Origin of the sequence: Rubripirellula amarantea, assembly GCF_007859865.1 — a bacterium.
In the GTDB taxonomy this organism is placed as follows: domain Bacteria; phylum Planctomycetota; class Planctomycetia; order Pirellulales; family Pirellulaceae; genus Rubripirellula; species Rubripirellula amarantea.
This window is the reverse complement of record NZ_SJPI01000001.1, coordinates 2,032,938-2,052,431: the sequence shown is the minus strand read 5'-3', so window position 1 is coordinate 2,052,431 and position 19,494 is coordinate 2,032,938. Positions and strand designations below refer to the sequence as shown.

Annotated in this window: 14 protein-coding genes; 5 read left to right on the top strand and 9 right to left on the bottom strand. The window is 53.7% G+C overall.

Going from position 1 to position 19,494, the window contains the following annotated elements; genetic code table 11:
• Nucleotides 1-8: 8 nt before the first annotated feature.
• From Pla22_RS07475 to Pla22_RS07465, 3 genes are all read right to left on the bottom strand, one after another.
• Nucleotides 9-1,037, bottom strand: a complete 1,029-nt coding sequence (locus tag Pla22_RS07475) for an arginine N-succinyltransferase (protein ID WP_146514056.1) — start codon at nt 1,035-1,037, stop codon at nt 9-11.
• 2 nt (nt 1,038-1,039) lie between these two features.
• Entirely contained in the window at nt 1,040-2,509 is a 1,470-nt protein-coding gene (locus Pla22_RS07470; RefSeq protein WP_146514055.1) for an aminotransferase class III-fold pyridoxal phosphate-dependent enzyme, read from the bottom strand.
• Nucleotides 2,510-2,616: 107 nt separating this feature from the next.
• Complete coding sequence (locus Pla22_RS07465; protein ID WP_146514054.1) at nt 2,617-3,831, bottom strand: hydrolase; 1,215 nt, start codon at nt 3,829-3,831, stop codon at nt 2,617-2,619.
• 356 nt (nt 3,832-4,187) lie between these two features.
• Between Pla22_RS07465 and Pla22_RS07460 the strand changes: the two genes are divergently transcribed.
• Both Pla22_RS07460 and Pla22_RS07455 read left to right on the top strand, forming a co-directional pair.
• A complete protein-coding gene (locus Pla22_RS07460; protein ID WP_242631857.1) occupies nt 4,188-5,846 on the top strand; it encodes a glycosyltransferase family 87 protein in 1,659 nt (552 codons plus the stop codon).
• 37 nt (nt 5,847-5,883) lie between these two features.
• Nucleotides 5,884-7,803: a MutS family DNA mismatch repair protein gene (locus Pla22_RS07455; protein ID WP_146514053.1), complete on the top strand. Its 1,920-nt coding sequence runs from the start codon at nt 5,884-5,886 to the stop codon at nt 7,801-7,803.
• 10 nt (nt 7,804-7,813) lie between these two features.
• On the opposite strand, the gene Pla22_RS07450 is transcribed toward Pla22_RS07455, so the two are convergent.
• The 4 genes from Pla22_RS07450 to Pla22_RS07435 all read right to left on the bottom strand — a co-directional run bounded on the left by Pla22_RS07450 (nt 7,814) and on the right by Pla22_RS07435 (nt 13,650).
• Nucleotides 7,814-8,890 (bottom strand): LOG family protein, encoded by a 1,077-nt coding sequence (locus Pla22_RS07450; RefSeq protein WP_146515295.1) that lies wholly within the window; start codon nt 8,888-8,890, stop codon nt 7,814-7,816.
• Nucleotides 8,891-9,014: 124 nt separating this feature from the next.
• Complete coding sequence (locus Pla22_RS07445) at nt 9,015-10,697, bottom strand: di-heme oxidoredictase family protein (protein WP_146514052.1); 1,683 nt, start codon at nt 10,695-10,697, stop codon at nt 9,015-9,017.
• An 11-nt stretch (nt 10,698-10,708) separates the two neighbouring features.
• Nucleotides 10,709-12,034, bottom strand: coding sequence for a hypothetical protein (locus Pla22_RS07440; RefSeq protein WP_146514051.1), 1,326 nt, complete (start codon nt 12,032-12,034; stop codon nt 10,709-10,711).
• Nucleotides 12,035-12,126: 92 nt separating this feature from the next.
• Nucleotides 12,127-13,650, bottom strand: a complete 1,524-nt coding sequence (locus Pla22_RS07435; RefSeq protein WP_165440553.1) for a GMC family oxidoreductase — start codon at nt 13,648-13,650, stop codon at nt 12,127-12,129.
• A 159-nt stretch (nt 13,651-13,809) separates the two neighbouring features.
• Here Pla22_RS07435 and Pla22_RS07430 point away from each other — a divergent pair, with 159 nt between their 5' ends.
• The 3 genes from Pla22_RS07430 to Pla22_RS07420 all read left to right on the top strand — a co-directional run bounded on the left by Pla22_RS07430 (nt 13,810) and on the right by Pla22_RS07420 (nt 17,169).
• A complete protein-coding gene (locus tag Pla22_RS07430) occupies nt 13,810-15,030 on the top strand; it encodes an amino acid aminotransferase (protein ID WP_146514049.1) in 1,221 nt (406 codons plus the stop codon).
• Between the two features lie 136 nt (nt 15,031-15,166).
• Complete coding sequence (locus Pla22_RS07425) at nt 15,167-16,117, top strand: DNA integrity scanning protein DisA nucleotide-binding domain protein (RefSeq protein WP_146514048.1); 951 nt, start codon at nt 15,167-15,169, stop codon at nt 16,115-16,117.
• Nucleotides 16,118-16,347: 230 nt separating this feature from the next.
• Nucleotides 16,348-17,169 (top strand): FHA domain-containing protein, encoded by an 822-nt coding sequence (locus Pla22_RS07420; RefSeq protein ID WP_146514047.1) that lies wholly within the window; start codon nt 16,348-16,350, stop codon nt 17,167-17,169.
• 17 nt (nt 17,170-17,186) lie between these two features.
• Here Pla22_RS07420 and Pla22_RS07415 read toward each other — a convergent pair whose 3' ends face one another.
• Together Pla22_RS07415 and Pla22_RS07410 are read right to left on the bottom strand one after the other, a co-directional pair.
• Nucleotides 17,187-18,629 (bottom strand): NAD(P)/FAD-dependent oxidoreductase, encoded by a 1,443-nt coding sequence (locus Pla22_RS07415; protein ID WP_242631856.1) that lies wholly within the window; start codon nt 18,627-18,629, stop codon nt 17,187-17,189.
• 2 nt (nt 18,630-18,631) lie between these two features.
• Nucleotides 18,632-19,468 carry a glycosyltransferase gene (locus tag Pla22_RS07410; RefSeq protein WP_146514046.1) on the bottom strand — a complete coding sequence of 279 codons (837 nt, stop codon included), beginning with the start codon at nt 19,466-19,468 and terminating at the stop codon, nt 18,632-18,634.
• Nucleotides 19,469-19,494 lie beyond the last annotated feature (26 nt).

Genomic DNA, 19,494 nt, shown 5'->3' with positions numbered 1-19,494 from the left:
ATGATGGATTAAGAACCGGATCGAACCGTAAGCAATTTGCACGATGATCCGGACTCGATGGAAAGCGTTCTAGCAACTTCCGAACCAATCTTGATCTCGTTTCCGTCTCGTTCGATTTCGGTCATGACGCTGGTGAAACCATCACGATCACTCACTAGGATCAATGGTTCTTGCGAGTTGTTCGGCGCCTGATCTCTGACCTCCACGACTGTGGCCTGTTGGCAACGTTGGACCGCACCGATTTGCATTTTGGGACAACTCACTACGGGACCCGCATCGAAGATGTCAACTTGGTCGGTTTGAATAAAACCTTCGCCTTCGAGCAAAGCCAACGCAGGTTTTGTTTCATCATGAACGCACCCGATTCCGGCACGGACTTCCTCGGGCAACAAATCTACGTAGATCGGATACTGTGGCATTAGTTCTTCGATGAACTGCTTGCACACCGTTGACATCGAATCGGCAACGGAGAAATTGACGGGAATAAAGCGGCCAGTCACCGCCTTCCAGAACGGCACGCCACCGTCGAGGTCTGCCTTCCCCCGCATCTCGGCTATCACACGGTCGGCGAAACGATGCGGACGACTGGCGATCAGCGCAAACCTCGCCAGTGAAAGCCAACGTCCGCGACCAGCGCCGCGATGCTTCTTCCGAAGGAACAGGCTGCCGATTTCCGTCGGACCGTCGTGCGTTCGCTCGAGTTCCAGACGTGTTCGAGTGTGGCTAACCCCTAACTGTTCGCTGTGATGTTGCGACGTCACGACACGATACGAGTAGAAAGGCTGGTAACCACCGGTCTTTGCGTAGACCGTCGACGTACCAACGATTTCCCCTGTCGCGTCGTTGCACATCACCAAAACAAAGGGCTCTCCTCGCGGCGAAAGCCCCGTGCGACTAAACGCAAACACGGACTGTTCGACGCGATCGAGTAATTGATCACTGGTCAACTGAAGCGATGTAAGGCCTTGAGTGGCGAGACTGATCAACGACTGAAGTTGATCGAGATCGTCAAGACAAACAGCGCGAACGACCCACATGACTAGCTCAGTTTTTTGGAGAAGGCTTCAAGTGATTGATCGAGCAACGACAATGCCATGTCAATGTGCTGTTGCGTAGCAATCGCAGGAGGGGGCAAGAAACGAATCCGCGTGGGCTCTGCACCACAAACGAAACCAAGCAAGCCAATTTCGTACATGGTGTCCATCAAAAGTTTAGCCTGATCGTAGCTACCGTCGCCGGGCGTGAACGCAATCATCATGCATTCCCCGTACGGTCCCCGGATAAGACTTGGGTACTTTTTGTGCAACTGCTGCAAGCCCGCAGCAAAGTAGTCGTGGCGTTTTTGGTTTTGTCCATCTGCACCAAAGCAGCCGAACTCGTCCAACATGTCGAGCATCTTCAGCCCCGTCGAAATTGACGCCGATGACCCCGTAAACGTTTGACTAAGGATAGGCCCCTTGGGCACAAAATCAGTGCCGTACAATGTCGCGCAGACTTGCGTGATTTTGCCAATCGTCACAATGTCAGCGAACTGATCGAGCCCGTAATGCTGGAAGGCGAAAGGACGAGTCGTACGCGCAAACGATTGCACTTCGTCGAAGATAATTGGAATCCCAGCTTCACGAAGCGGCTCGCACAACGACCGGAAGAACCCCTCGCTGCCTGGATAATAGCCGCCTTCCCCCGCGATCGGCTCGGCCCAAAAGGCAGCATAACGACCTGGGTGACGTGCCAACAAACGATGCAGTTCATCAACCGCCCATCGCTGACTCTTATCGGGATCATCAGGATCCAAGAAGGGCAGATAATCGACTTGAACCGCTAGCGGTAAACCCATTCGATACTTAGCACGGTCCGTCAAGGAAGCCAGAGCGAGAGTTCGACCTGCGAATGCATTGTCAAAAGCAATCACTCGATTGGCTCCCGACAGACCTTTGTTGGATTGATGATGCATCGCAATCTTCAATGCGTTCTCGTTTGCCATCGCACCGCTGGTCGAAAGCAAACAGTGATTAAGCTTCGCGCCGCCGGTCGTGGCCAACCCAATCAGACGCTCACACATTTTCAGACTAGGGGGATGCTGCTGCAGGTTTCCTTGCATCACCGTGTCTTCCAACGCTCCGTCAATTGCCGAGTCAATCATTGCCGGATGGGAGTGCCCGCATCCATGCACTCCAATGCCACCAATGAAATCCAATTTGACACTGCCATCGGCCAGTTCGACCAGCGATTGGTTCCCTAGTCCCGCCGACAGATAAGGCCAAAACATAGAACCACCTCGAACGGCGGTGAAACGATCGAGCATGCCCTGATACCCGTCGGCCAAACCATCATTCTTGGCCACCGGCTTTTCCAGAGCGGCGGAGTGTTCCTGAACCGCCTCGGCGATCAACCTTTTCGCTTCTGCAATCCGTGGATCTGCACGCAACGCCTCGGCATGAGTCCGTGGTGACCCGCCGGTAGTTGGCGATGACTTCTGGGGATTGGAAGAAGAGGCAGATGAACTCACTTGCGAGGCTCTCGTTGAATATTCGACGGGCTGGAAAAGAAACTACTGCTCTTATGGTAGCTGTTGGCGGGCAAAAGGTTCAGACCAGAATCAAATCAAACGAAACGCTACCGAGACGCCATCTCCTGTATCGTCGCGACGACCGTCTGAGCCGCCTTGGTGAGTGAGTCAATCTGCATGTATTCCTGGGGGCTGTGAAGGTTTCCTCCCGTGACACTCATGGTGTCGATGTTGGGCAACCCCCAACCCGCAAGCTTGGAACCATCGCAAGCTCCGCCAGTATCACGCCACTGAATCGGGCGGCCCAGCGACTTACCTGCCTTCATCACGACCGCTTGAAGCTGCTCTATCGCGGGGCTAACTAACTTCGGCGGACTGTGAAACTCACCCAGTACCGCTACGCTAAACCCATTGGTACTCAATCGCTCTACCAGTGTATGTAGCTTCTCTTGCATCCGTTCCATCGACGAGCGATCGTTGACTCGGATATTGAACTTTACATTCGCTAAATCGGGAACTTGGTTAAGCGGGCCTCCGCCGGACACTTGCCCAACATTTACCGACACTCCCGAATCGGGGTCGTGCAGTCGGTTCAGCTCAACAATGATGTTTGCGAGATGAACAATCGCGTTGCGACCATCTTCGATATTGCGGCCGGCATGAGCACTGCGACCGCGAACATAGATCGCAAAATTGCCAGACCCCTTTCGCGCGGCTACCAATGTCCCATCGGGCAACGTTGGTTCGAACACAAGTCCATAAGCAAACTGACTCGCAAGCTCTTGCATTAGCGTTGCCGATGCCGTCGAACCGATTTCTTCGTCGGGATTAAGCAGAATCGAAACGCCGATGTCCCTTAGCAAATCGAAACGCAACATTGCTTCCACGGCTAGTGCGATTACCGCAATGCCGCCTTTCGCATCGGCGACTCCCGGTCCCACTAATGTCGCAGGCTCGGCCCCATGCCCATCAACTCTGACGCAAAAATTCGGTTCTGCATCGCTGGGATAGACCGTGTCGTAGTGGATCATCAGCAAGACACGATGTTTCGCTTGGGGGTTGTGATGCCACAACAAGGCAGGCCCCGTCGCACCTTCCATCCATTCGCCATCCTCACCTAGCAGCCTAAGCGGAGGAAGTGACAATGATTGAAACTCCACGCCAATTTTACCGAAGTCACGGATGACCAATTCAGCCATGTCACGTAACCTCGGTTCGTCCATCGACCAAGAATTTTGGTTGCACCAGCGGATCAGTTGTTCGATGGCATCGTCACGCTTGGTCGCGATCCAACCCAAGGCATCGGCTAACTTGGCGTTCATAGTTTCTATCGCATGGGTTGGTCAGAACACAGTTTCGGTCGCCACAACGCAGACCTCTTCCTTCGATTCAGGATACCTGTCACTCGAACTAGGATACCAAGCGAAAGCGACTGTCATGCCCCACAAGCCGGACTGGGCAAGCGACGTCAATTGAACAAAAATAGACGTTTGGCTTAGCCGCATATTGCGCACATTGGATCGTTTGCGATCAGGTTAAGAATAAGTGCCAGATATTGATCGCGATCACTGGGCCCATCCATACCGCAACTACAAGTTTCTGCTAAGCTAGGCGTTCGTAAAGCGTTAGCTACAAAGGTGTTTCGAGGGAAAGAACGCCGCGTTCGCGTTAATCATCTATGAGCGAAATTCTGCTCTATTACCGTCGCCCCGATCCAACGACATGGGTTTACCTTTCGTCGTTCTTGACGATTGGACTGTACTTCGTTTTTCGCCGGTTTTGGAGCATTCGCAACCTCGACCTCGTGCTGCTGATCTTGCTGGCACCAGGCCTGCTGATTGTGCACGAGGGTTATCGTCGCCAGTTCGACGATTCTGAAACGATAGTGCAACATGCCGCAGACCAGCATCTGCAGGAGGATTCCAATGGCGATACGGACCCGTTGGAAAAGCTACCCTTCGAAGCTTTCACAGACCCATCCGCAGATGGTTTTGAGAGACTGCTTTTGAATCGTGGAACGACTCTAGTTAGCCAATCGACGGATTCACCTGACGGCATCCCGCCGGATGACTTCGAAATAGATACCGCAACCAGTGGAAGTGACCAGGCGGCTTCGTCGACGTCGGGTGACCAGGCAGCTTCGTCGACGCCGGGCGACCAGGCGGAGGCTACCGTTGACGAAACGCTTGCCGAGAGCGCCGCGCGCTATCGAAGCATCCGTCGATTCGGTTTCATCTACCTGTTCGTCGTAGAAGCGTTGCTGCTGATTCGACTTATGCTCGATCCTCTCATGGTTCGCCGGCCGTTGCTTGACCCCAATCTGACCAGTGGTGGATTGACGTTTATCGGCATCTCGATGTTCGTGTTCATGATGGCCAACGTGGTCAAGAGCGATTCACGAATTCAGGTGACTCAGGGTCCCGCACTCGGTCCGGGGTACGCGTTGATGAACATGTTGCCCGCAATTCCAACGCGGCCAGTCAGTGATGCTCCCGGAGGCGTGTCCCCGGCACAGCCAACCAACCTTTCACCCGCTCAGCAGAGCCTTGCTCGCGTTGCCAAAACATTGGCCATCGCGGCCCAGCTCGCGATCGTTACGGGCATCGTGTTGTTTGGTAACCGACACTTTGGAAACCTTAAAGCGGGGGTCGGTTGCGCAACGCTGTACCTTTTACTTCCCTATACCGCACAAATGACCGGGCGCGTCGATCATGCCATTCCGGCTGCGCTGTTGCTTTGGGCACTGCTATGCTATCGACGGCCATTGATTGCTGGTGGTTTTATTGGCCTAGCAGCGGGACTGGTTTACTACCCATTGTTTCTGTTGCCGTTGTGGTTCAGTTTCTATTGGCAAAGGGGTGCTAAGTCGTTCTTGCTGGGCTTTTTGGCGACCTTGGCGATACTGGTGTTCGCACTGTCGCTAGATCAAAGTGCTTCTCTGAGCGAACATCTGCAACGGATGTTCGGTCTGTTCAATCCCAACAAAGATGCCAGCGAGCTACGAGGATTCTGGAGCCTAGGACTTGAACCAATTTGGCGGCTGCCCGTCATCGTCGCATTCGTAATCCTTTGCGTCTTCTTTGCCATTTGGCCGGTCCAAAAAAACCTCGGTACTTTGCTTAGCGGCAGTGCTGCGGTAATGGTCGCGGCTCAATTTTGGCATGGCTACGGCGGCGGACTTTACATCGCTTGGTTCTTGCCGATGCTGCTGCTGACCATCTTCAGACCAAACCTGCAGGACCGAGTGGCTACCAAGATGGTCATAACGAAACGTGGCAAGGGCAGCTCACGAGCCAGTGATTCCACAGGCACGACTAGCTTTGCCTCAGGCACCTGAGACATTTGCACCAAGAAGGCAGGGAGCTTTTCAGCCGTTGAATACCGATGAAATCGATGCGACATCACGTTACCGCGTCCAGCTAGAAACCATTGACCAACAACTTCGCGAACTCGAGCAAAAGGACTTGATGCTCGGTCGAATTCGCGTTGGGTTGATCCTGGTTGCCATCGTGCTTTGGGTCGTTAGCATCGGCTCTACCGGTGTACCGGGTGCCGGGTGGCTTGGATGGCTCGCCTTTGCACTGTTCTTTGTCGTCGCCACGATCAATGAACCAGTCCGAGATTCAATGGAAGAATTAAGACGCAATCGAAGCGTCATCGAACGACTGATCGCGAGGTTGCATCGTGACTGGGAAAAACTCGCTACCAAACGCATGACCCGCTTGCTAGACCTTGTGGAACTGCCACAACAGCGACGCGAAACGGCTGGCGACTTGGACCTGTTTGGTCGAGCCTCTCTGTTCCACCTAGTTTCGATGACCGCAACCGCTCCCGGAACGCGGACGATCTGTGATTGGCTATCGGGGCCGGCTATCGGTTCGATCGCGCGCGAACGAACAACCGCGATTGAGGCTCTAGCACCCCATCGAGACGAACGAATCCGGTTTTACACGCTCGCCCGCCGAATCGGCGATAGCAGCGGAGACCCCGATCACTTTGTGCAGTGGGCTACCGGCGAACGATGGCTGGAAAAGCGTGGATGGCTTGTCGCTTGGGCGAAGGCGTCGGCCGCGATCAGCGTCATCGGCGTCGTGCTAATGTTACTGGCCCTTGCAGGAATCGGCGGTGGGCTGCTGATGCGAATCGGCTTGTTTGGCTTGATCGCGATCATGCTGATTAACATCTTGATCACGACCGTAATGCTAGGCCCCGCCCATCAAATCTTTTCGATTGCGATGGCCAATCGCCAAGCCGTCACTAACTACATCGAATTATTCTCGGCTGCGAATTGGCTTCCTAAAACCAGCGATCAAGGGCGTCTGCAATCGCTGCGTTCAACACTTTACGACTCGCCGACATCTGCCTTTGAAGGCATGAAATCACTCGCGAAAGTTGCCCGAGCGGGTTCGCTTCGTCAGTCCGCGGGAACCTATCTGCTGTACTTGCCGCTGCAAGCCTTCGCACTGTGGGACGTTCGTGTACTGCGTCGATTGGAAGATTGGCAAGCCGAGCATGCTTCATACGTGAAGGGTTGGTTTGATTCGCTCGGCGAACTCGAATCGTTGATGTCGCTCGCTGCACTTCGCGACGACTACCCTCAATGGACGAAGCCCATCTGGCAGGACGATATCGACAAGGCGCAGGTGACTTCGGTGGCCATCGGCCATCCGCTGTTGCGAGACGCCGATCGAGTGACGAACGACGTTTCGGTAGGGCCGCCTGGGACCGTTCTACTTGTCACCGGCAGCAACATGTCTGGCAAAAGCACGATGCTAAGAAGCGTCGGTTTGAATGTCGCGTTAGCTGCGACGGGAGCTCCGGTTTGTGCAGAATCGTTCACGCTCCCTTCGGTGGAATTGACCACTAGCATTCGCGTCAGCGACGATGTTAGCCAAGGGGTCTCTTTTTACATGGCTGAGCTGCATCGTCTTAAGAGTGTCGTCGATCACGCCAGAGCGATGGCCAAACTGAACGATCGGGTTTGCCTATTCTTGCTTGACGAAATTTTGCAAGGCACGAATAGCCGCGAACGCCAGATCGCGGTCGTGCGAGTGCTCGACCATCTGATTCAGTCAAATGCCATCGGCGCCATCACGACGCACGATTTAGAACTTGCTGATGAAGAAGCGTTGATGTCGATGGCGACGACCGTGCATTTTCGCGAAACCATTCGCCCCGACGCTGAAGGAAACGAACAGATGACGTTCGACTACAAAATGCGCCAAGGCGTCTCGCCCACAACCAACGCACTGCGGTTACTTGAAATGGTCGGTTTAGGCGAAAACGAAGGCTGACCGACGCCAACTAGGCTTCGTTAATCACATTGATTAACGCTCGCAATTTACCTAAGGCTCTTCGATTGAAGTGAAAAATCAAGCGTGGCATTTCGGCAAGTTCCGGCTCACCACCCTCTTCGGCCAACGGTCCACACATTTCGAACTTTCCATCCACCAAAATTTCAGCGAACTCGGTTTGGATGCGTTCAAGGTGCTCGGGTGTGAGTTCTTGTTTAAGACGAAACACGAGACGGTCCTGGACATATCGCATGCTGTGATAGACTCGATAGAATCCCAGGATTTCCTCGATCGTTTCATCAATCGAGTTCGTGATCTTGTAAAGATTCACATCTGCCGGGCTGATCATCGCATTGCCTAGCAATTGCTTGTCTAAGAACTTGCCTAGGTCACTCCAATAGCTGCCGCCGGGATGATCCAGCAAGACCAACGGCATCATCGTTTGCTTGCCAGTTTGCATCAGCGTAAGCGTTTCGAGCGCTTCATCGAGCGTTCCGAAGCCGCCCGGTAAACAAACCACGGCGCTGCATTCTTTGACGAACATTAACTTGCGAGTGAAGAAGTACTTCATCGTGACAAGCTTTGCATCGCCCTCGATGTACTCGTTGGCAGACTGCTCGAACGGCAACATGATGTTGAGCCCCATCGACGCTTCGCGTCCCGCACCGCGGTGGCCGGCTTCCATAATGCCTCCGCCGGCACCGGTGATTACCATCCAGCCATGCTCGGCAAAGCGGCGTCCCACTTCGGCGGCAGCCTGATACTCGGGGTGGTCGGGTTGAGTCCGAGCGGACCCAAAGATGGTGACCTTGCGACGGCGACGATAGGGTCGGAAGACGGTGAAGGCATATCGCAATTCACGCAGCGTGCGTGAGAGGATTTTCAGATCGCCGCGAGCAGTGTCGTCGCTCTCGAGACGATCGATCGTGTGGCGCATGACTCGGTAAAGATCCTGGGAGTCCGCGCCCGGCTGGATGGGATCATCAGCCGGCTGCGGACGCAGGTCCTCATGCTCGCCAATCGCCTCCACAGGTAGCTTTTCGGTGTCAAATTCTTCAGCGCGGCGGGAAGATTCATCCTGAGTCATAGATCGTTCATTCACGAATAAAGGTCACAAAGCAACGGTAGCGAGGCAGAAATGCCTGCAACAGCTTAGCAGAGTTGTGCCTTGAATCGAATCTCAGCTCAGGATCGCAAAATCAGCCACGAATTCACATGGCCGGCTGGGGAGCATCCACGGGCGCTTCTAACGTTTCCAAGAACGCAAGGATCGCTCGCTGCTGCTGCAGTGGCAGTTGCAAGAAACGATCTCGAGTCCCAGCGGCCTCGCCATCATGCATCGCAATCGCCTCTAGCAGCGTGTCAGCACGTCCATCGTGCATGTAAGGCGCTGAGTCGGCCACGCCCCAAAGAGGTGGCGTACGCCATTCCTGGTTGAAGTTGGTGGGCTCGAAGTGAACTCGTAGATACTGGACCGTTCGTACGGTCGTGTCCTTGGTAATTGTGAGATTGCTTCTCGCGTCAACATGCTTCTCTTTCTCGGTCAGAATTTTGTCCTTGGAAGCCAACTCCACAAATACGAGTTCCTGAGAAGGCAAGTCGGGGGCTACGAAGTTGAATCGTGCGCCAGGTGCCTTCACCGTTAGGTTCCTCGATTTGTTCTGCGACGCGCGAAGAGGATTCAACGCAAACTCCGTAACAGAATCGTCCACACTGATTTGACTTGCAGGTCCGTAGTAACCACCAACCATCCGAGTGCCCTGAGTACTTGTTTGCGTTGAGGCCACATAAGTTTTTTGAGCGGGAGTGATCCGGCGTATGTAGGGTTCCGCGTGGTTAAGGTCGATCGATTGACGCCCCATGTCATGTACCAAGATATCGCTGTAAACCCCTTTGGCAGGACCGACATCTGGCACGTGACAAACGGCACATCCCACGCTCGCAAATAGCTGCTCGCCCGATTCAACGATCATTCGTTCTTTCGACGTCTCGGGCTGACGCCGCTGCGGTACCGGCAACGCAGCGACAAAGTCACTGATCGCTTCGATGTTTGCGTCGGCTAAATCACTTGCGGGATTGCGATAGCCGGGAAGCATGGGATCGCTTGGTTGTGGCTTACGATCAGTTTCCAAACCGATTTCGTTTGCTGAGGCTTGATCAATAAACTCGACAAGCCTTGCAACATTTCCACGCCATCCGAACCTGCCTAACCTTCCGTCCGTCAGTGTTGCTGGCCGTCCGCTAATTTCGGGGTGTGATTTTTGAGCGTTGACTAAGTCATAGATTTGCTTGTCAGTGATCTGGTCCAACAAGCCCGCACCATATAGCGCAGTCGTGTTTCGTTGGAACAACCTCGCCTGCAGCTTGATCGTGTGATTACCGATCGTGTTTGTATAGTGAATCGGAGTTTCGCGTGCTAGCCTCGCTTCGCTGGCGTCGAAGGCTCCCCCGGTATCTGCGCGCTTGATGTCGATCAAATTGAACATTTGTTCTCGCATGCTTTGAAACGGTGGACTGCCACCGTGATGCGAGATCGTAAACGTGTTGATGACCGTTCCATTGGGCTGGATAAATCCCGGATGGAAAGAAGAAACAAGGTTCTTCAGAACGAAGTCGTTAACCGTCCCACCATAGATTTGAAGATTCTTAATGCCAATTGTGTTGGCGTTGAACTTTGCTTCGCCACCTCCGCCAACCCCACCTTGGTTATGGCATGCGGCACATGATGCACCATTAAATAGTGGGCCTAATCCATCGCTGCCCAGACGAGGATTTCCCGAAGTCCAGGCCTTTTCAAAGAGTTGCCTACCGGAGGCGATCGATTCAGGAGATACCCCCTGTGCAAAGCCGTTTCCTACAACGACCAGCGCCAACGTCATGAGTAACCGAGACATACGTAGTACCTTTACTTCTTATTGACAAGATGAGACCGATTTCGCTTCAGCATTCCAGCGAAACGGGCGGGAGATTCGTTTTCACGCACCAAGTGGATCGAATTTCGATTGGGAAAAAGCATCGCGTATCGAACGTTGACTCCTCGCACATCGACTGGTGCCAACTCATTCTCACGAATGAGATGAGCGAGAATCTGAAGATCGACTAAGCGGTGCGGTTGAGCCGTGGCCAACTCATGGGTCTCACGCCACTTCGACGTCCTTGGTGATTGATCGCTGGCAATTGGGGGCCACACCTGATAACGTCGAGAAGCAGGTGGCTTCAGCGATAACACGACCGTCGTGTCCGACGTCTGCCGACTCACCCAATCTGCAAACCGCTCAAAATCAGCGTCGTTGTGCACAGGAAACGATCGAATCGCGGGATGGCCCCAAATGGACTCGACAAGTGCAGAAGAAACCTGTCTTGTGTGTTGCCCCACCACAAACGGCGTGATCGCTTCACTCCACGGACGACGAGTCTGACAGTGGTGTTCTAAAATGGCCAGCTTTGGCAAATCGCTCTCGTCATCGAGACCAAACCTCAACCTAACGTCCGCGATATAGGTGGGCAGCAATTTCTGACACACCTTGAACGTTTCATAAAATACGAACTGCTCACTTACGTCTTCGTCATCGGTGCTGTCACCATCATTTGCGCCCCTGTTTGTGGCTGCAGCATCAAGGGCGACTCGCCAAACACGACTCAGACGATCATGACTGCGAGCAACGACCGCATCACTCAAGTGCATTTGATTGTCAGGCGTCTTAGGCAATAACCGTTGCACTTCCTCGGCATCCTCAATTAATGCCACCAACTGCTTGGCTGTGGGGACACCCACGGTCAATGCGAGCGTTCGGTTTTCTGAGTCGCACACCATCACAAATACTCGCGACGCACCGCCACTGGCTTCACCGCTGGTTAATTCACGTGGCAATCCGCATGGCATCCATTGCAAATCTAATCGCTCTCGCCAATCTTTCCTCGTCGTTACTGCTTCACGGTAAGCAGCAGCAATCTCATTGGCGAACGCGGGGAACACAAACGCAGTCGCATCCTCGGAATCTGCTTGATTTGCATTGGGTAGCCGAGCCAAAAACGGATCATCATTGGTGACCGCGATCACAGTCATGTGGTCCGAATGTCGAGCCGACGAATTGGGCGACAGAGCAAAATGCCATTCAACCGCAATCGTTTCCTCACTCGGAAGCGAAATATTCTGTGATCGCGCATCGCTGTGGCCGAAGACGACGAGCAATGCAACGTTCATCAAGATCGGTGACACGAAACGTCGCATGGACTCCCCTTGTGATTTCAAAGACGAGCAAGAGAAAAGGCTGATTAGCAGTCAGCAGACTTCACGTTAGCGACGTCGCAAAAGTGAGTCAATCAAAATGAAGGCCTTCTGTTCGGTTCGCCAATGGCCTGTTCACTAATCGAAGCGGCTGCCATCCAAGCTAACGTCATCACCGTCGCGTTGGGATTGCCAATCGTCGGACCCGGCAGAACAGATGCGTCAGCACACCATAAGCAATCCAAATTGCGAAACTGAAACTTCGGATCAACCGGTGTGTCAATATGATGACCGAATCGACACGTACCAACAGGATGGTAGAGCGTCTGAGCAAACCTCGCGACGGTTTTCGCGATCGCATCATCGCTCACGCGCTTAGCCCCTGGGATAATTTCCTCAACAATCCAGTCATTGGCCTCGATACTTTGGAGCCAACGGCGAGCCCAGTTCACGCCTTTGACGAGGCCCGCTAAGTCATCGGGATCGCTCAGGTAGCCCGTGTTGATCTTCGGAGGGTCGGCAGGAAGCGCCGATGAAATCTCCAGTTCGCCTCGAGACTTTGGCTGAGTCAGATTGATGCCTAATGTCATCATCCCGGTTGCGCTGGCTTTCGGATAAGTCAAGTAATGGGTCGGCGTGACGTGCAGTTGCAACGATTGGTTTTGGAACAGCCCGCCACACTCAGCAATATTGGAAACCAGCTTACCCGTGCCCGCGATCTGCCACCTTGCGATGTCGCGGACCGAGTTCTGTTCACTAGAAAAACTATTTCCGCGAGTTGCATAAACAAGTGGCATCAAGAGGTGATCGCTTAAGTTTTTACCTACACCTTCTTGTTCTGCGCGAACGGGAATCTGGTGTCGCCTAAGTAACTCGTCAGATCCGATACCGCTTCGCATCAAAATTGTCGGCGTGCCGATGGCACCCGCACACATTACAACGCCATGACGACACAGGATCGTTTCGCAGTCACCTGAATTCGAAACCACGCGAATTCCGACCACACGTTGATCGCTCACCTCCACTCGATCGACATTTGCCCTTAACACTGTGATCCGTTGGTCACTGAAATCAGCTAAGAGTTGCCCTGCGTTCCAGCGACGACCGTTGCGATTGCAGCGATGGTACACCATCGGCTGATGTTCGGTATCGCAAAGATGATTGGCATGCCGCATGAACCACTGCCCAGCGTCGCTCAGCCATCGGGGTGACTCGGGGGCAACCATCGTCTCAATGCTTTCCAATGCCTCATCAAGCAGTTGGCGTGACCACTGACCTCCGCTGGCGGCGCGAAGTGATTCCAAATCTGAAGGAGTCGGCGGAAACCAAATCATCGCGTTGATTCGTGAACTGCCACCGAGTCCTCGTCCTCGCGGCCAGGCCAAACGACGATTTGCTAGGGTGGGCGTGGGTTCGGTGGCGTGATTCCAATCGTTCGGCGAACCGAGCAACCGCAACCAGTGTCGTGGTCGATTGCGGTCGTTCGCCGGCGCTTCGGTGACCGTGGGTGCCTCAACGAGTAGAATACGGCCTCCGGTTAAATGCGCCAGTCGCGAGGCCATGACGCAGCCGGCCGAACCGGCTCCCACGACAATGTAGTCCGGACGGCTCAACGACACAGTTTTGACTCCCGAACCTGGCATTTCTTGGTTCTGCCTCGATAGTCGATCTGCCGTCCTTTGAGTACCATTTCCACGGGACCAGAGTGGATGCGAAATTGTTTTTCGCTCGGCTCCGCGTTTCGCTTCATCCCAGTATCCTCACGCATCATCGCAACCATGACTGCAAGCTCATCTTCGACTAGCCTTTTCGGTGGCATCCCAACCGCTCCGCCCGATTCAATTCTCGGGTTGACCGAGGCGTTTCAGGCAGACAAGAACCCCGACAAGATGAACTTGAGCGTCGGAGTCTACAAGGACGCTTCTGGACAAACACCGATCCTGGACTGCGTCAAAGCGGCTGAGCAACGCCTAGTCGATACGGAAGCCACCAAGGGTTACCTACCCATCGATGGCGGTCCCGATTACCGCGGACACGTTCGCAAATTGGTGTTTGCCGAGACAATTGCTGCCGAGCGAGTGACGGTTGTGCAAACCCCGGGCGGAACGGGTGCGCTTCGTGAATCGGCCGCTTTCATCGCCGACCAATTGTCCGGTCGACGCGTTTGGGTACCTTCACCAACTTGGGCTAATCACAATTCGGTTTTTGCTTCCGAACGATTGTTAGTCGAAAACTATCGCTACTTGGGTAGCGATAAAAAGTCGTTCGATATCGATGGAATGCTGGATGACCTTTCGTCCAAAACGAACGTCGGCGACGCCGTTCTTCTTCACGCTTGCTGCCACAACCCAACCGGTGTCGATCCCACGCCATCGCAGTGGGCGCAGATCGCCGACGTAGTAGCCGAACGTGGACTGCTGCCATTGATCGACTTTGCTTACCAGGGCTTCGGCCATGGGCTCGATGAAGACGCCGAAAGCATTCGGGCGATCTCGGCTAAGTGCGACGAACTGATGGTTTGCAGTTCGTTCTCAAAGAACTTTGGTCTTTACAGCGAGCGAGTCGGCGCCTTGTGCGTTGTATCCTCTGATTCGGCAACCGCATCGGCAATTCAAAGCCAGATCAAGAAACTGGTTCGCACCAACTACAGCAATCCGCCTCGCCACGGTGCTGCCGTTGTGGCCACGATTCTGGATGACGAGAAACTGACCGCCCAGTGGCATGATGAACTAGCGATGATGCGGAACCGTATCAAAACGCTGCGTGAACAATTTGTCGAAACCATGAAGACCACCGGCGCCGGGCATGACTTTTCGTTCTTGCTTGACCAGAATGGAATGTTCTCTTTCAGCGGCCTCAACCCCATGCAGGTTGACGAACTACTGCACAAGCACAGCATCTACATCGTCGGCAGCGGACGAATCAATGTCGCTGGCATGAGCGAGTCACGCATGGGGCACCTATGTGAAGCGATCGCGAAGGTGGTTGAAGGTTCTTGATACCGGAGCTCGTTTCGCTTCTATTCTCGGCTAATGTGGGCAATCACCAGCCGCAAAGCCTGGGCGATTGAGCGAAAATGGGCTAAAACATGCACTCAACTTGGCATGACTTCCACTATGTGAACCAAGCTACTCGATGGCGACGCAAAGACTCACTAAACACAACTCCGCCATCATCATGGCTGCCGTCGCGCTGCACCAAGAACTCGGTGGCGATGCATTGTTGCTGCTGCTAGATGGGTCGACTGATTGGAAACGCATCGCCGAAATGACCTCAGAGATGGGCAAGCCCGTCATTGTGGCTGTTGACTTAGCCAACGACCTGGAAGGCGCCGCAGAGGCCGGTCTCAAGCCAATTGCCTTAAACAAAGAGAAAGCGCCCCTGTTGGAACGCCTTCAGCACGCCATCTTAGAAGCTGCTGCTGATGAATTTATCCGACCCAACGGCGAAGTGGTGGCGGTCTACAGCGGGTTTCAACAAGGTCGGCTCGATTCGATCAGCCATCTGCAACTTGACGAACGCATGCGGCGGCTGACCAGTCGCGACCTGCAAATGATCGAGAGCCGAGTGCCGTTGCAGACCTTAAAAATGGTCGTCGACTTGGCAGCTCAAATTGGCCGCGAAGGCCGTGAAGGCAAGCCAGTCGGAACGCTATTCGTCGTCGGTGACACTCGCAAAGTCCTCGAACACAGTAACGACAGCGGAGTCGATCCGTTCCGCGGTTACAACAAAAGCTACCGGAACCTGCTCGACGCCAAGGTTCAAGACGACGCCAAGGAAGTAGCCCAACTTGACGGTGCTTTTGTCGTCAATAGCGAAGGAGTGATCGAACGAAGTCGTCAGATGCTCGAAGTCACTCATGAAGATCTCACGATGACCAAGGGGCTTGGTGCTCGGCACTGGGCGGCGGCGGCGATCACGAAGAAGACGAAAGCAATTTCGATCGTTGTCAGCCAATCGACCGGCACCGTCCGACTCTACCAGGACGGTAATCTCGTCATGCGAATCGAACCGATGGATAAGGCGGTAACCTGGCAAGAATTCGCATTCGAACCGCCAAAATCCAGCCCCAGCGACGAGAACTAGTACGGCGCCCGCCAATCACCGTTGTCCTAACGTGATTGTCCGTACGAACTCGCTGAACACCGACTTGCGTTGCGGCAAGACGAGTTTTCGGTCACAGAGCATCTATTGCTCGCGAGATCCTCTTCTTCATCAAACGAAAATGGGACCTTCATTCCCACGAAGCGGTATCTTCACTCGGTCACGCTAACGTATGGCTCGTCGGGGAGGATCACGCATCTAGGGTTCGGTTAATGCTGAAAGTTCGATTGACGCTGAAGAACCAAAACGGCGAGAAAATCCGTTTGAAGGTTGATCGTGAACGTTTTGTGATGGGTCGCCACGAGTCTTGCCAATTCACGATCAACGATTCTCGCGCGAGTCGGCGGCACTGCGAAATCTATCAGCGTGACGACGGTGTTTACATCTGCGACCTCAACAGCCGAAACGGCACCTACGTCAACGGCAATCGACTGACGCCGACCAAGAGCATACGGCTGTTTCATCACGACCTTATCGTTGTTGGGCCACAACAATTCATGGTCTCGGTTCGCCGTCGCTCTGACAATCAGCCTCAGACTCGCAGCGACACCCAAGCCACATCACCTGGCAACACTGAAACACAAAAGAAGCTGGCTGCCGTCAATGATGAACTTGATGCGTTACTCAACGAAGTTCAGCTTTCCAAATTCACTCAAGAGTCACCGATTCGAGAATCTCCTACGCTGGGGCAACACGATTCGCCAGAGCACATTACCGAGCCATCGCGAGAGATCGAGAACAAAGCCCCCTTGGAAACCCCGCCAACCCACGGAAGCGGACCAAGCGACAGGACGGTTGATACCGTTGCCGAAATACTACCGACCGACGAAACGGTGGATGAGGCCATCGGGGAGCGCGTCAAGGATGCCAAAATCAACGATGTCAAACCTGACGACATCGAGTCCGATGACGAACCCAAGACGAAGGAGCGCTTCGGCAAACTACCTGAACACCTTCGCAAATTTGGAACCGCCACCTCACAGCAAGCAGCCGAAGACGCCCTCAGACGCGTGTTCGGTGGTGGGCGGCGTTAGCAAGTCCTTCGTGAAGACTAGGCCGATGCGACGAGATCACTAGAGTTGGATTTCGCTACTTCGTTACAGCGACTTAGAAAGTTGGGCCAAACCTCCTGGCTCAACTTGTCTTCACCGAGCGTGATCGTCTCATTCACGTTCAGGTTGCCTTCTAAAATGTGTGCCGAATTAAGAGCATAGAAGCCTGGCACGCTCGTCACGATAGGTGGCAAACGAGTGCTGTAATCGATCGTCGCTAATGCCGCAACATACTTGGCTCGCGCCACCTTGAAGTCCAACACGTTGTCTCGTGAGAAATGATCGTACATTTTCTCGAGCGTCGACAAGCACTTCTCTTGATAGTCTTCGTCGCTTTCGTTCAACCCTTCATGGTCATCGGGTAGATACTTCGGCAAATAGACCAAATGGTTTCCATCTAGTTGGGTTTCCGGGTTCACGATCGTAGACATCTCGATCACTGCGGTTAACGGCACCCAAGTATCGGTAATGTTGGTGACGTAGTACGGGCTGATCGATTTCTTGAGCAACATCGATGCACAAACGACACCGAGGTAGCGAATCGCTTCCAACTTTTGCTTTTCGTCTTGTGTCAGCTCTTCGCAACTACGAGCGATTAGCGGCGAAGCAATCGTGGATACGACATTGTCAAACGTCTCAACACGGCCATCGCCGAAGTCGACTTCAAGCATCGTCGATCCGTCGTCGACCTTGCGAATGCTTTGCACCGGGTGGCCTGCCAATAGGCGCACACCTTTTTCTGATAGATCGCTTGTCCAACGATCCAAAATTCGAGCGTATCCCCCAGGCACGTAGCCAAACATTTCCTTTTTCGCACCGCTTCGACGCGCTTTATACATTCGAGCAGTGTGGGCCCAGATGAAGGCAGCCGATGTCTGCTTGTAGGCTTCCCCCAATTTCGCTTTCAACAGCGGAAGCCAGACCTTTTCGAAAGCTCCATTTCCCGACCAGCGACGAAGCCACTTTTCGACGGATAAGCCTTCAAGTCGACGCCAATTCTTGATCTTCGAAGCGTAGAAGATGGTTCCGCCGAGCCGTAACCGCTCGATCATCGACAACGGCGGGAATCGCAAGAACTCCGCCGTGTTGCTCATCGAAAGCAGTTTTCCACCACTGTAGAAACCAGTCTTGGTCTCGACCCAATCGATCTCTTTCTCGAGACCGATCTCTGCTAGCTGCTCACGCAATTTGGAATCACTCAGCAGCGTCACGTGATAGTAGCGGTCCCAAGTGACCTCTTGATTGTCGGAACCGCTGCTAAGCTTCCACGCGCTGGTAAGACCACCGAACTTGGGTGCCGCTTCAGCGATGGTGACGTCTTGACCACGAGCATTCAGATCACGGGCGATCTTGAGTCCCATCACGCCCCCACCCACAACTAACCATGACTTCCGCGGCGCAGATTCACCCGCCGGAAATTGAGTTTGGTTTGAGCTCGACACGACTACTTAACGCCTGTGCGATGACGACCAAGCAATTTCAACGTCAACCAAATCGTACGGAAGACCTGCATCTTACTTGCGCCACCCTTTTGGTCGTATCGCAGTCGAAGCGGAGCCTCACCAAACAAGACGCCTTGCTTTCGTAACTTCAACAAGATGTCTGCCATACACGAAAACCCTGTTTCGCCAACAAAGTTGTCGCCGTGCTCAGCGAATGCCTGCTGGATCACGGATGCTTTGTAAGCACGGTAACCGGACGTGTAGTCGCGAACACCCTTAGTCGGAAACAATAACGTGAACAATGCTCGAGCGCCGATGCTTAAAAAGTGACGTTCAACCGGCACGCCTACGACCCGAGCCCCAGGTTGAAAACGTGAAGCGATCACAACATCGCAACCTTCATGAATTTGTTGAACCATTCGTTCAATCAATCCAGGCGGATGAGTATTGTCAGCGTCCATCGTGACAATGATGTCGCGTGCACCACAGCGATCAACGGCTTCACGAAGTCCATCACGGATCGTAACACCGAGACCTTGGTTCACTTGATGCTGCACCAAATGGATCGGCATTTGGAATGACATCTGCGAAACGATTTTTGCCGTGTCGTCCTTGCTGCCATCATCAACCACGATGACTTCGTACGGAATGTTGCTGTCAGCGAACGCTTCACCGATCCGCTCTAACAGTTCAGGCAGCGCCTCCTCTTCGTTGTACGCTGGAAGCGCCATGAAGACTTTGGAGGGGCGAAAGCGAATGGAATCGCGGGATTCGACAACCGAAGTACTCGTATTGCTAATCGACGATTCAGTGGATGATTGTTGGTTGATGGGTTCCATCACGGTGCATTTCTTGGCAGCAGGTT

Bases quoted from the DNA above. Each gene is read 5' to 3' on its own strand.
- Pla22_RS07475 (WP_146514056.1), bottom strand. From the start codon at position 1,037: ATGTGGGTCGTTCGCGCTGTTTGTCTTGACGATCTCGATCAACTTCAG.
- Pla22_RS07465 (WP_146514054.1), bottom strand. From the start codon at position 3,831: ATGAACGCCAAGTTAGCCGATGCCTTGGGTTGGATCGCGACCAAGCGT.
- Pla22_RS07460 (WP_242631857.1), top strand. From the start codon at position 4,188: ATGAGCGAAATTCTGCTCTATTACCGTCGCCCCGATCCAACGACATGG.
- Pla22_RS07450 (WP_146515295.1), bottom strand. From the start codon at position 8,890: ATGACTCAGGATGAATCTTCCCGCCGCGCTGAAGAATTTGACACCGAA.
- Pla22_RS07445 (WP_146514052.1), bottom strand. From the start codon at position 10,697: ATGTCTCGGTTACTCATGACGTTGGCGCTGGTCGTTGTAGGAAACGGC.
- Pla22_RS07440 (WP_146514051.1), bottom strand. From the start codon at position 12,034: ATGCGACGTTTCGTGTCACCGATCTTGATGAACGTTGCATTGCTCGTC.
- Pla22_RS07430 (WP_146514049.1), top strand. From the start codon at position 13,810: ATGACTGCAAGCTCATCTTCGACTAGCCTTTTCGGTGGCATCCCAACC.
- Pla22_RS07425 (WP_146514048.1), top strand. From the start codon at position 15,167: ATGGCGACGCAAAGACTCACTAAACACAACTCCGCCATCATCATGGCT.
- Pla22_RS07420 (WP_146514047.1), top strand. From the start codon at position 16,348: ATGCTGAAAGTTCGATTGACGCTGAAGAACCAAAACGGCGAGAAAATC.
- Pla22_RS07410 (WP_146514046.1), bottom strand. From the start codon at position 19,468: ATGGAACCCATCAACCAACAATCATCCACTGAATCGTCGATTAGCAAT.